Origin of the sequence: Alloalcanivorax dieselolei B5 (genome assembly GCF_000300005.1) — a bacterium.
Taxonomy (GTDB): domain Bacteria; phylum Pseudomonadota; class Gammaproteobacteria; order Pseudomonadales; family Alcanivoracaceae; genus Alloalcanivorax; species Alloalcanivorax dieselolei.
Genome location: NC_018691.1, coordinates 2,381,633 through 2,393,956 on the forward strand (window position 1 = coordinate 2,381,633; position 12,324 = coordinate 2,393,956).

The window sequence follows — 12,324 nt, forward strand, 5'->3', positions numbered from 1 at the left end:
ATTCGGGAGGCCCTGGCAAACACGCCTCAACTGACTTGCCGTTCGCGTCCACCCCAATGCTCTTCACGCAGCTTGTACTTCAACAACTTGCCGGCGGGGGACAAGGGCAACTCGGAGCGTACTTCCAGACTGCGTGGGATCTTGTAGTTGGCGATCAGTGTTTTGCAGTGCGCCATCAGTTCATCCAGTTCCAGCGCGCTGCCGTCCTGCAATACCACCGCGGCGTGGACGCGTTCGCCCCAGTCGTCGTCGGGAATGCCGATCACCGCGCACTGGGCCACCTGCGGCAGTTGCAGTACGGCTTCTTCCACTTCGGCGGAATAGACGTTCTCGCCGCCGGTGACGATCATGTCCTTGATGCGGTCGACCACGTAAACAAAGCCGTCTTCATCCATATAGCCGGCATCGCCGGTGTGCATCCAGCCGCCGCGCAGAGCGTCGTCAGTTTGTTCCGGTTTATTCCAGTACCCCTGCATCACCACCGGACCACGCACCACGATTTCACCGTGAGTATGGGCGGGCACCGGGTTGTCATTGTCGTCGACGATGCGCATTTCCACCATTGGCAGAGGACGGCCGGCGGACATCATCTTGCCACTGCGAAAGCCTTCCTCGGTGTGCCAGTCCGGAGTGAGGATGGACACCGTGGGGGACAACTCCGTCATGCCGTAGGCTTGCAGGAAACGGGCCTGGGGCAGGGCTTCGCGGGCACGGTTCAACAGCGTGCTGTCAATCGGCGATGCGCCATAAAGCAGATGTTGGAGGCTGCTCAGGTCGTATTGCGCGAAGTCCGGATGGCTCAACACCATGCGTATCATGGTCGGCACCAGAAAAGCCTCCAGAATCCGCTCCTGCTGGATCGCCCGCAGTACCGCCAGCGGCTCGAACATGGGGATGATGACACTGGTGTTCAGGCGCGCGGTGGCCTGCAGGATCAGGCCCGTACCGGCTACATGGAAGGTCGGGGCCGCGTGCAGGGTCACCGAGCGGTAAGGCATGCCGGACACCGCCTGGGAGCCAAGCCCGTCGATGTACAGATTGGTGTGGCTGAGCATGACGCCCTTGGGTTTGCCGGTGGTGCCGCCGGTGTACATCACCGCCGCCAGATCATTGCCGTGACGATGGGCGTCCGCCACCGGCCCGCTGTCGGCAATCAGCGTTTCAAAATCATGGGTGCCGGCGGGGGCGGCTTTATCGCCGGCATAAATGACGGTTTTCAACGAGCGGGACCCTTGCCGCAGTTCCTCAAGCAAAGGCAAAAAGGTATCGTCCACGATCAGAATGGTGCTGTCGCAGTCGTCCAGGGAGTAAATGATTTCCTTTGGACTCCAGCGAATGTTGACCGGATTGATCACACCACCGGCCCAGAAGGTGGCGTAGATGGCTTCCATGTAACGGTCGGAATTGAGGCTCAGAATGGCGACGCGATCACCGGCGTCGAGCCCCAGTGTCCGCAGCCCGCCCGCCAGCCGCGAGACTCGCGAGACCAGATCACGATAGCTGCGCCGCCGGTCACCGTGGACCGTGGCGGTGCGTTCCGGCACTTCCAAAAGGGCTTTGTGCAACGGCTGAGTGAGATACATGGGGCCTCCTGGCGTTATTGTTAGCGGGTCCCGCGGTCCGGGTTGCGAGATTCGATGGCGGCCCGGCCAGCGTTTCTGAAACTAGAAGAGCGGCATGGGCCGAGCCATCGTCGGAAGCGACGATTTGCCCGGGCAGGCCGATCAGGCACCTGGCTTAGCGGTACCATACCCGCCGGCCAGAACTGAATTTTAATCAGGAGAATGCTATGACCGCTTACATCGTATTGATGAAGGAAACCACCCATGACCCGGCTGAACTGGAGATTTATGCCCAAGGCGCCAAGGCCGCGCGGGGCGACCATCCGATCACCCCGCTGGCGTTTTACGGTGATCTGGAAGTGCTGGAAGGACCGGCAATGGAGGGTGCGGTGATTCTCCAGTTCCCGGATGTGGAGGCGGCACGCGCCTGGTATTACAGCCCCGCCTACCAGGAAGCCATGCAGCATCGGGTCAAGGGCGCGGATTGGCGCGCGTTCATCGTCAAAGGGGTGGCCTGAGGGCTTGCCATCGGCGGCGACGCGGCGCAGCTTAAGAGGCCGAACCCTGAGCCGCCTGGAGTCCGTCCATGCATGTGGAATACGCCACCGATCATCTGGAGCGTCCCCGCCGCTTCGAGTACTGGCATGATGTGGTGTGCCGGCACTGTATTCCCGCCGACAGTCGTTTGTTGAGTCCCATCCCGTTCAATGGCCGTCTGTCGGTGCGGGATCTCGGCTCCATCGCCATCAGCACCATGGTGGCGCCGTTACACCGCTGGAGCCAGGAGGCCAGTCATCTGCGCAGCCATCCGGATGAGGATTTATGGATTGGCTTCGCCGAATCCGGCCACGGCGTGCTGGAACAGAACGGTCATCAGACGCCGCTGGCCGATGGCACTCTGGTGCTTTATGACGCCGCCCGGCCGTTTCAATGCACCCTGGAAGCCGACCGGGTTTATCTGGTCCGGCTTCCGCGCCGAGCCTTGTTAAGACGCTTCCCCCAGGCTGAACGAGGCATCGGACAGGCGTTGGCGCCACACCGGCCAGGGGTGGCGCCGCTGCGCACCATGATCCAGCAAGCCGCGGCCCTGGAGGTGAGCGATGACCGGACCGGCGCCGCGGAACAGTTTGGCCGGGCGTTGCTGGACCTGGCGGCGGTGGCGCTGGAATGGCAGGGCGAGTTTCTTGACGGCGCCGTTGAAAACGATCTCCATGCACGTCTCTGCCGCTTCATCGAGGCGCATTTCGAAGACCCGTCGTTATCACTGGTGGCACTGGCCCATGCCCACCATGTGTCGCCTCGCACCGTGACCCGCGCTTTCGCCCGCCATGATCAGACGGCCATGGGCATGGTCTGGCACGTGCGTCTGCAAGCGAGCCGGCGGGCGCTGGAGGAGGGGCGTGTGGCCAGCGTTACCGAGGCGGCGTTCCACCACGGTTTTACCGACGTCTCCCATTTCAGCCGCGCCTTCCGCCGGGCGTTTGGCAGGGCACCGCACACTCTGTTGCGGCCCGGCCCGCAAGAGCGCCACTGATTCTGTCCTTCCGGGCACAACGCCTTGTCCTTCTCAGTCCAGCGCCGGGTTGGCGGTCTTGCTAGCGTTGCTGCTGGTAATCCGGGCTCGAGGAGCAATGAGAATGACAAACAACGAACTGCACTATGTGGATTTGATGGAAGTGGGCCGGCAGATCCAGAGTCGGCAGCGGTCCTCCGAGGAGGTCACCCGCCATCTGCTGGAGCGACTCCATGCGGTGGATACACGCTTGCACAGTTACGTCACCGTGATGGCGGATCAGGCATTACGGGACGCCCGCGCCGCCGACAAGGAGATCGCCGCGGGGCAGGCCCGGGGCCCGCTGCATGGCGTGCCGCTGGCGGTGAAGGATCTGTTGTGGACCGCCGGCACCGCCACTTCCAATGGCATGCCGATGCTGCGTGATCATGTACCCCAGGAGGACGCCACCACGGTACGGCGGTTGCGGGACGCCGGAGCCGTGCTGCTGGGTAAATTGCAGCAAACCGAAGGCGCTTTCGCCGACCACCACCCGGACGTCACCGCGCCGGTCAATCCCTGGGGAGAAACCTTGTGGTCCGGTGTCTCTTCCAGCGGCTCCGGCGTGGCCACCGCCGCGGGGTTGTGCTTCGGTTCCCTGGGCACCGACACTGGCGGCTCGATTCGCTTCCCTTCCGCCGCCAACGGGGTCACCGGGCTCAAGCCCACCTGGGGCAGAGTCAGCCGTTACGGCGCGTTCGAACTGGCGGCATCGCTGGATCACATCGGTCCGATCGCCCGTAATACCGTGGACGCCGCCGCCATCCTGGGGGCCATCGCCGGTGCCGATCCCCTGGATCCCACCGCCGCGCGGCAGCCGGTGCCGGATTATCTGGCACTGATGACGCGTGGCGTGGCCGGTTTGCGTCTCGGCTTTGATCCCGACTGGGGAATGAAGCCTGCGGACCCGGCCACCCAGGCGGTGGTACGCGACGCTCTCAAGGTGCTGGAGAGTGCCGGGGCGGAACCCCGTGAAGTGCGTTTTCCCGACACCGACCAGGCCGTGGCGGACTGGAGCCCGCTGTGCGGCCTGGAAACGGCGGTGGCCCATGAAGAGACCTATCCGGCTCGTCGCTCCGAGTATGGGCCTGTGCTGTCGGCACTGATCGAAGTGGGACGTTCGCTGGACGCCATGGAATACCAAAAGCTGCAATTGCGACGGGCGGACTTCCGTGGGCGGGTGGATGCGTTGTTCGACCAAGTGGACTTATTGCTGATTCCCGCCGTTGCCTACGCCGGTGTGACGGTGGAGACCATGGCTTCTTTCGCCGACGATGAGGCACTGCTGGGAGGGATGATGCGTTACACCTGCCCCTTCGACCTTAGCGGTCACCCGACCCTGACACTGCCTGGCGGGGTCACCATGGAGGGCGCGCCGGTGGCATGGCAACTGGTCGCGCCTCATTTCCGGGAGGATCTGCTGGTTCGCGGGGGCTGGGCTTTTCAGCGCATGACCGACTGGCACCGCCGTCATCCACAGGTCTGACTGTCGGATCTGATCGTCGAAAAGGAAGGCGGGGCCGGGGCCCCGCCAAATCAGGCGCGGCTTGGCTCGGGCTGCTGGAAAAAGCGGGCGTCGGGCAGGCGCAAGGAGACCACCCCGGCCACCACCAGAATGGCCGCGGCGCTGCCAAAGGCCACCCAGTGTGTGCCAAAGGTCTCGTAACCCCAGCCACCCAGCCAGGAACTGATCATCGCGCCAACCTGATGTCCCAGGTAGGCCCAGCCGTACAGCACGCCCACCGAGCGGATGCCGTAGACGTCGGCCAGGATCGCCGAGGACAGTGCGATACTGCCGGCCCAGACGATGCCCCCCACCGCTGCCACGGCGTACAGATACCACACCGAAGGCACCATCATCAGACCGATGAAACCGAGACCGCGAATCAGATAGATGGCCGCCAGCAGATTGCGGCGCGGTACCTGGTCGGCGAGATGGCCGAGCACCAGGGTGCTGGGAATCGCCACCAGGCCGATCAGGCCGATGCCCAGGGCGGCGGTGATGGGATCGAAGCCGTGGTCGGTGAGCATGGGTACGCCATGGCTGCCGAGCAGGTTCATGCTGAAACCACAGGCAAACAGGCCCAGCGCGATTTTGCAGAAGGGCAGGGTGCGCATCGCCGCCAGGCTGGTGAGCTGCGCCAGTGGTGCCAGTGGTGGCGCGGATCTGCCGTCAGCGCTGTCGCCGGGCAGCAAGTCTGTATGCTCGGGGGCTTCGTCACGGATGATCATCAGTGCGGCGGGGATCACCAGCAGCACGAACAGCACGGTGAAGCCGATCAGCGTGTGCTGCCAGCCGTAGCGCTCAATGGTAAAGGTCAGTAACGGCGTCATCACGGCGATGCCCGCCATGGAGCCGGTGGAGAGATAGAACAGTGCCTTGCCGCGTTGGCGTGTGAACCACCGGCTGATCACCGGCGTCAGCGCCACCGGACTGGTGAAGGAGAACCCCAGCGACAACAGGATGCCGAAGGCCAGAAAGAAGCTGAACGGGTCGGTGGCGTTGACCGACCAGATACTGGAGAGCACGACAATGACGGTGCCCAGCAGCAAGACCGCCCGGCTGCCGTATTTTTGCGCCATGAAACCGGCTACCGGCATGCCGATGCCGTAGGCAAGCATACCGAGGGCGACGATGGTGGAGAGCGTTGTCCGGCTCAGCCCCAGATCCTCGGCGATGGGCTTGAAGAACGGACCGATCCCCATGCGCATGCCCACGGTGAGCAGAGTAATGGTGGTCGCGGCGGCGACAATGTACCAGCCAAAATAGAGCGGGCCGGTCTGCTGACGAGTCATGGCATGGATTCCTTCTTTCGAAGTCGGCGCCGGGCCGGCTCCGGTGATCGGGCGGGCTATGATTTACATCTTAAGGAACCAAAGTGCAAGCATTACATTCCGCGCGGTAGGTCATTTTTATCGCGCGGCACAGGACGGCGGGAAAGGGCGGTCAATGCCGCCCACGGCGAGGACGGTTCACTTCAGTTTGATATTCGGATCCAGGGGCGGGGCCTTCAGCGGTGGGCCGTCGTAGGCGTCCACCGCGCCGAAGCGGTCGTTGGGGTAGGACTGCCAATCGCTGATCGCCGCCTCGATACGCGCCTGGTCACGGCCGACAAAATTCCACCACAGCAACACCGGCTGCCCCAGTGGTTCGCCACCGAGCAGCATGATGTCCGCGCCGTCGTCCAGTTCCAGCGTCACCTCGTCACGGCCCTGGCCGAGATAATAGAGGCTGCCGGTATCCATGGCGGTGCCTTCCAGGCGGGCATGTCCCTGATTGACACAGATTCCCAGCTCGAAGGAGGCCGGCACCGGCAGACTCAAGGTGGTGTCCCCGGCGGCGCGGATATGGGCACCAACCAGAGGAGAAAACACCTGTGCCGGAGAACGATGCCCATCCAGCTCGCCCACCACCAGGGTGACGGTGGCGTCACCGAGGTGCCATTGCGGCAGATCGGTGTGGTGGGCGAAGGCCGGGTCGGTGTCTTCATCCGATTCCGGCAGGGCGATCCAGAACTGCAGACCGTGGATCGGGCCGGAGAAGCCGGGCGGACTTTCCTCGGAGTGGCAGATGCCCCGACCGGCGGTCATCAGATTGAGCTGGCCGGGGCGGATAACCTGTTCATAGCCGAGGCTGTCTTTATGCAAAAGCGCACCCTCGAACAGCCAGGTGACGGTCTGCAGTCCGATATGCGGATGGGTACCGACATCGACGCCGTTATCCGCCTCCAGGTTGGTGGGGCCGATGTGGTCGAGAAAGCACCAGGGGCCGATGCGGCGTTGTTCACGTACCGGCAGGTGGCGGACAATCGGCAGGCCGCTTCCGAGAATCTTGCTTTGCGAGGGCAGGGCGCGAACAGTGGGACGTTCGCAGTTCTCCGGACAGTCGATCAGCTCTCCGCCGGTGGTGACGTTGCTCATGGCTGGCTCCCGAATGGGGACGGTATGGGAACCCCAGTATCGGTGTCGGAGAAGATCCGGTAAAGCGGCTCAGCGCGCTCTGGCACGCGGGGTGGGGCAGGCGGCGTCCTGGCCGGCGTAACGGCTGCAGACCTCGTTGCGGCAGCGAATGCCGTTGAGGGTGTTGCCTGGCGGGCAGGCACGCAGCTGCTGCTGCACCTCCAGTGAGGTGGGCAGTTGCGGAGTTTTAGCCACCGGCGGTGCCGGTGGCTCCGACAGGGACGCCAGTGTCTGCTGGGTCTCGCCATAAATGCGCAGCATGAGGGCATCAATGGCCTCATTGCGGCCGCTTTCCACATCACGATGCTGTTCGCTGAGATGGCCGTCTCGTACCAGATCACGCAATACCGGACCCAGTGTGCCATCGTTGTTCACCTCCACCGGATCCAGGCGGTTCACCCGTGAGATCGTGCGTGACGCTGTGGGTGAGGCCGCCAGATGGGTGGCGGTGCGGCGGGGCGCCGACGTTTGTGATTGCCCGGCGGAGGCTGGCGGGGATGTCGATGCCACTTGGGGGGGCGGCGCGTCATCGCTCGTAATGCCGGAGGTGCCGCCACCGGCCTCTCCGCCAACCTCATCCGGACGGTCATCAATGATGACCGCGCCGCCGATCCGCGCCAGCGGGTCCGGGTGCGAGGTGTCGGTTACGGGGTCAGGCGTGGTGGTTGGCGGAGGTGGTGTCACATTCGTCAGGGAGGAGGGCGCCAGAGAGGCGGGTGGTTGAGCCGGAGGAATCGGTGTGGACCACCACTGGGCAAATAACCAGGGCAGCGCCAGCAACAAGGCGGCGGCGATCAGCGTGACCGGGGAGAAAACACGGCGCAGGCGCGACAGCGCATCGGGAACGCCCCTTCTGGCCGGGCGTTCTTCCATGTCCGCGAGAATTCTGCCTTCTTGGGCAGTGTCGGGCGCGTCCTTGCCGGAAGTCACAAGACTCGGCGCCGCTGAGTGACCGGTATTCAAAAGCTGTCCTTGCCGTTAAATTACCCTCCCGCATTCTAACTACTGGGTGAGTGCCGTCAACGACGGTATCGACATGGAAGGCATGCCGTGTTTCTGATTGTTGCGTTGATCACACTGTTTTTGCTGCTGTGCCTGGGGCTGGGCTGGTGGATGTTGCCCGAGCGGAGACGGGGGACCGTTTCCGCGCCAAGGCGGCGATGGCGTCTGCCGCGCTGCGTGCGTCGCCACGGTGTGCTGGCGGTGGTGGTGGCGCTGGTACTGGTGGTGCCGCCGCTGCTGGTGGTGTCACTGCGTCAAAACGTGGAGTTGAAGCCTTTTCGCAGTACTGATCTGGCGGAATCCCACTCGATGATCGCCGAGTTGTTGCGGGGCGAAAGGCTGGTGCCGCCACCACCACCGCCGCCGGAGGTATTCACCAACGCCGAAATGCGGCGATTCCATCCGGAGGTGATCAGTGCCGACCGCCGTTGGGACAAGGTCGATGGTGCCCTGCGCCAGCGGGTATTGGCGATCTACCGGGTGATGAAGCAGCAGTACGGTGTCGAAATGGTACTGGTGGAGGGGTTTCGTGACGCCGAGCGGCAGAAAAAGCTGATGGGCAAGGGCGCCAGCCTGGCCGGGGCCTGGCGCAGTTGTCACCAGTACGGACTGGCGGTGGACAGCGCTCCGCTCAAGGACGGTATGCTGCAATGGGATATGGAGGATCCGTGGACCCGGCGCGCGTATTTCCTTTATGGCGAACTGGCCAAGGAGGCGGGTTTAACCTGGGGCGGTGACTGGACCAATCTCAAGGATTACGTTCACGTGGAATTGCGCGACCGCTGTCTGGCGGCCCGGCGGGCGCGTCAGGCACGACTTGACGCGCAAGGTGATTCCTAGCGCCTGCATCGCTCAATATCGGCTCAATTCCCGGCGTACTTCTCAACCATGTCACAACAATGCCGATGCGATTGGTTCCCCGTGGTGGAACCCTGATATACTCCGACGGCTTACTGGCCGGCACCCACGTGGTGTCGGCGCAAGGAAAGATTCCGTTCACAGGATGTGAGGATTGGCGATATGTCACGGCCGATCATAGTACTGGGTGACAAAACCGACCATGATGGCACCGTCATTGGCGCCTCCACCACCACCGATATCGACGGCAAGGGCGTGGCCCGGGTCGGCGACAAGGTCATCTGCCCCAAGCACGGCCCTTCCCCCATCATCACCACCATTGCCACTGGCGACCCCACCAATCTGGTCGATGGCCAGCCCGTGGCCCGTCATGGCGATAAAACCGCCTGCGGCGCGACCCTGATTTCCAGCCAGGCGGCGTCCGTGGTGGACGCCGGCGGCGGCAAAAAAGGCATCGACCTCGGCGCGGTGGCCGCCGGCCTCGCCACGGTCGTGGGCGTTTCCGCCGCGGTCATCGGTGCCCGGGCCTCTCGATACGATGAGCAGATACGCTTCGTCAACGCCAAGGGTGCCCCCCTGGCCGGGGTGAACTATCGCCTGGAAATGGACGATGGCAGCGTGGTCGAAGGGGAAACCGATGACGACGGACGCAGCCGTCGTATTGAAACCGACCAGCCGAGCAAGGTGGTCAAGGCGACGCTTTCCTCCTCACAGCCGGAGTGCTGCGGTGATCAACGGCACGGGCATGAGGCATCCAGTCTGGAGGTCGACGTGGGCAACGTAACCACCAGCGATCAGCAGGTGGGAAGCTCGGTGGCCACCGTGGCCACGCCGGAAGGTGAGTCACGAGGGCTGACCTCCGGGGAAATCGCCATGGCCCGGCGGATATTTGGTGATTCCATCGACTACGGCCGGGTCCGCGTCCATAACGGTGAATATTTGTGGTTTGGGCTGCAGCCCAACGATACGGCAATGACCCCTAATGGAGAGATGTATTTCAATCCTGACCGATTTCGGGAGGACTTTTCTCCTCCGGCTAATTCTTACCATAGAGATCAGGCCTGGTTCATGCATGAAATGACCCATGTTTGGCAGTACCAACTGGGCTATCCGGTTAAGTGGAAACGCGGAAATCCGCTCGGCTGGATTATGTCGTACAAATACAAGGTGGACCCAGCCAAACGCTTTTCTGACTACAACATGGAAGAGCAGGGTGACATCATTCGCGATTACTTTTCGCTGAAAATTCTTAGGAACCGCCATGTCGTCGTGCAGGAAGAGTATCGGCGCCTGGACCATTTGCCGGATCTGGAAAGCATCTTGGTGGATTTTTTGAAGCAGCCCGCTGATGTTCGCCACTTGCCCGGTGGTGGAAAACCCGGACGGGACGACAGGCGAGAAGAGCGTGGTTTGGAGAGGGCTGAGGCCTTTCCTGATCAAGGAGATGATGAATGAAAGCGGGCATTGTCTTTGTTATGGCGCTGGCCGTTGCCGGTTGCTACAGCATTTTGGGGCACCCCTCTGTGGGCACGACGCATACGATTGGGAAGAATGGCGTTCCCTGTTTTGCCCTCGCGGACCCTGGTTGGAGGGATTGGCGAGTTGGATTTATTCAGGTAATCGAAGAAGCACAGCCTCCTGAGGTGGTTTGGGAAGTGGGTATAGACGCCCCTTATCCGGTCATTAACAAAAAAGACTGCGTCGCCTGGGGGCAAACCTTTGACAACAGTGAAGTGCGAGTGCCCATGCCGCAAGGTGAAAGACTTAAAACCGGCCAAGTCTACGGCATCTCAATGATGACATCCCCTGTTGGCGATGACAGGGACGGTCGGGGGTACTCCGGCTATTTTTGCTTAACGGAGTCTCCAACAGGCGGCTGGGAGGTCCAGGATCTGGGACTGAAAAAAGATGCTTGCCCCGTTGCACAGTAAATATGAACAGCGAAAACGTTTCGGGAAGCGATGGTGACTTTGGGTAAAGCGCTGAAGGGAATCTTGCTGATCGCGATTGTCTTCGCCCTGTTCTGGGCCGGGACAATTCTCTTTTGGCGTATCAGAAACACCGATCCCGGCGTCGGCGAGTCGGTGGGTTGGCTTCTGCTTGCCCCCCTCGTGGTGCTGGTGTCGGTATGGAGCCTGAGGCGATGGCGGCGTAACCGTCGGGCCGCAACCAATGACAAACCGGATACGCCGGCGCAGGCCCCGGAAATATCGGATGCCGGGCCGGCACGGCTTAATTTGCTCGCCGCGGCGCTGCGCTTGCCAGCGGGTGAGACTCCGGCGGAGGCACTGCAAGGTTTGATGAAACCTCAGGTCCCCAAGCTTCACGGCACCTTGCGCGATGCCCAGGGGCTGCCGTTATTCGCCGCTCCGGTGCCGCTGTTGAGTGCGGAGGCGCTGGATGCGGTGACATTGGAACTGAATCGGCAGGCGGGCATGACCATGCCGGTGGAGGAGTCCACCCGTCGCAGTCTGGCCTTACTGCTGCCCGTATTTGATGAATTACTGATGGAACTGGCCGCCGCCCTTCCCGAGGAGGGGCACGCGGATGAACGGGTCATTGCCGGCCTGCGGCACCGCTCGTCGCCAACGCGCCCGGCACCGGTGCTGGTGCGGGTAATGTTACCCGCATCGGTCTCTCCCTCGCTGTTCCCGCTGTGCGAGAAGATGATGCGTGGGCGGGTGGAGGACCTGGGTTTGGCGGCCGGCCTGGGTTGGCGCTTTCAGTTTGACGGCGCCAATGACGGAGCCGCCTTTTGGGCGCGTCTGGCCCGACCGGTTGAGGGAGAACAGTGGCAGTTGTGGCTGGCGGCGGACTCGCTGATTGACCCGGCATGCATACAGAGACTGCAGAGGCAGGATGTCTTGATGAGCAGCCGTACTCCGGAAGGAATAGTCCCGGGGGAAGGCGCCGCTGGTGTGCTGCTGGGACCGGCCGGAACAGACGCCGGAGTGGTGTCTTGTCGGGGCCCCTATGAAGTGGCTACCGGGGACGTGGACAGCCCGCAGGCCCAGGTACGGAAAATGACGAAAGCATTGCGCCCCGAGCAAGCGCCGCATCAGCCGCTCCCGGATCTGTTGATCAGCAACGCGGATTATCGTTCCGGTTCTTTCGAGGAGGCCGCGCTGCTGGCTTTGAGTTTGAATCCGGAGTTGGACGCCAGTCGCCAATTGCTGGCATTGGGGCGCGCCGGAGCGCTGGATAACGCCATGCCGATGGCCATGTTGGCTTTGGTGTGGCAGGCGTTACGCGACGGTCATGAAACCGTCGCAATATTGTTCGTGGATGAACAACGAGGCCGGCAGGTGGCTGAATTCATCGTCGCGCCTTTGCAACAGAATCAAACCCAGCCGTCTCCGGCGGCTGCCGCTGAATCGGAGTAGGGACACT

The 12,324-nt window shown here is 62.7% G+C and carries 11 protein-coding genes; 7 read left to right on the top strand and 4 right to left on the bottom strand.

Going from position 1 to position 12,324, the window contains the following annotated elements:
- Nucleotides 1-26: 26 nt before the first annotated feature.
- Entirely contained in the window at nt 27-1,583 is a 1,557-nt protein-coding gene (locus B5T_RS10710; RefSeq protein WP_014994519.1) for a long-chain-fatty-acid--CoA ligase, read from the bottom strand.
- A 206-nt stretch (nt 1,584-1,789) separates the two neighbouring features.
- Here B5T_RS10710 and B5T_RS10715 point away from each other — a divergent pair, with 206 nt between their 5' ends.
- The 3 genes from B5T_RS10715 to B5T_RS10725 all read left to right on the top strand — a co-directional run bounded on the left by B5T_RS10715 (nt 1,790) and on the right by B5T_RS10725 (nt 4,600).
- Nucleotides 1,790-2,080 carry a DUF1330 domain-containing protein gene (locus B5T_RS10715; RefSeq protein ID WP_014994520.1) on the top strand — a complete coding sequence of 97 codons (291 nt, stop codon included), beginning with the start codon at nt 1,790-1,792 and terminating at the stop codon, nt 2,078-2,080.
- 68 nt (nt 2,081-2,148) lie between these two features.
- On the top strand, nt 2,149-3,096 hold the full coding sequence (locus B5T_RS10720) for an AraC family transcriptional regulator (RefSeq protein WP_014994521.1): 948 nt from the start codon (nt 2,149-2,151) through the stop codon (nt 3,094-3,096).
- Nucleotides 3,097-3,199: 103 nt separating this feature from the next.
- Nucleotides 3,200-4,600 (top strand): amidase, encoded by a 1,401-nt coding sequence (locus tag B5T_RS10725; RefSeq protein ID WP_014994522.1) that lies wholly within the window; start codon nt 3,200-3,202, stop codon nt 4,598-4,600.
- Between the two features lie 50 nt (nt 4,601-4,650).
- Here the strand turns inward: B5T_RS10725 and B5T_RS10730 are convergent, their stop codons facing one another.
- The 3 genes from B5T_RS10730 to B5T_RS10740 form a co-directional block, all read right to left on the bottom strand.
- Complete coding sequence (locus tag B5T_RS10730; RefSeq protein WP_014994523.1) at nt 4,651-5,910, bottom strand: MFS transporter; 1,260 nt, start codon at nt 5,908-5,910, stop codon at nt 4,651-4,653.
- A gap of 177 nt (nt 5,911-6,087) precedes the next feature.
- Nucleotides 6,088-7,035, bottom strand: a complete 948-nt coding sequence (locus B5T_RS10735; RefSeq protein WP_014994524.1) for a pirin family protein — start codon at nt 7,033-7,035, stop codon at nt 6,088-6,090.
- A gap of 69 nt (nt 7,036-7,104) precedes the next feature.
- The gene (locus B5T_RS10740; protein WP_041716979.1) at nt 7,105-7,947 is read right to left on the bottom strand and encodes a hypothetical protein; all 843 of its coding nucleotides are present in this window, start codon (nt 7,945-7,947) and stop codon (nt 7,105-7,107) included.
- A gap of 177 nt (nt 7,948-8,124) precedes the next feature.
- Between B5T_RS10740 and B5T_RS10745 the strand changes: the two genes are divergently transcribed.
- The 4 genes from B5T_RS10745 (at nt 8,125) to B5T_RS10760 (ending at nt 12,317) form a co-directional block, all read left to right on the top strand.
- Nucleotides 8,125-8,916, top strand: coding sequence for a M15 family metallopeptidase (locus tag B5T_RS10745; RefSeq protein ID WP_014994526.1), 792 nt, complete (start codon nt 8,125-8,127; stop codon nt 8,914-8,916).
- 180 nt (nt 8,917-9,096) lie between these two features.
- Nucleotides 9,097-10,389 carry a PAAR domain-containing protein gene (locus B5T_RS22290; protein WP_014994527.1) on the top strand — a complete coding sequence of 431 codons (1,293 nt, stop codon included), beginning with the start codon at nt 9,097-9,099 and terminating at the stop codon, nt 10,387-10,389.
- Nucleotides 10,386-10,865 carry a hypothetical protein gene (locus tag B5T_RS10755; protein WP_014994528.1) on the top strand — a complete coding sequence of 160 codons (480 nt, stop codon included), beginning with the start codon at nt 10,386-10,388 and terminating at the stop codon, nt 10,863-10,865. Before B5T_RS22290 ends, B5T_RS10755 begins: the two co-directional genes overlap by 4 nt.
- 63 nt (nt 10,866-10,928) lie before the next feature.
- Nucleotides 10,929-12,317: a hypothetical protein gene (locus B5T_RS10760; RefSeq protein ID WP_148279250.1), complete on the top strand. Its 1,389-nt coding sequence runs from the start codon at nt 10,929-10,931 to the stop codon at nt 12,315-12,317.
- The last annotated feature ends 7 nt before the right edge of the window (nt 12,318-12,324 follow it).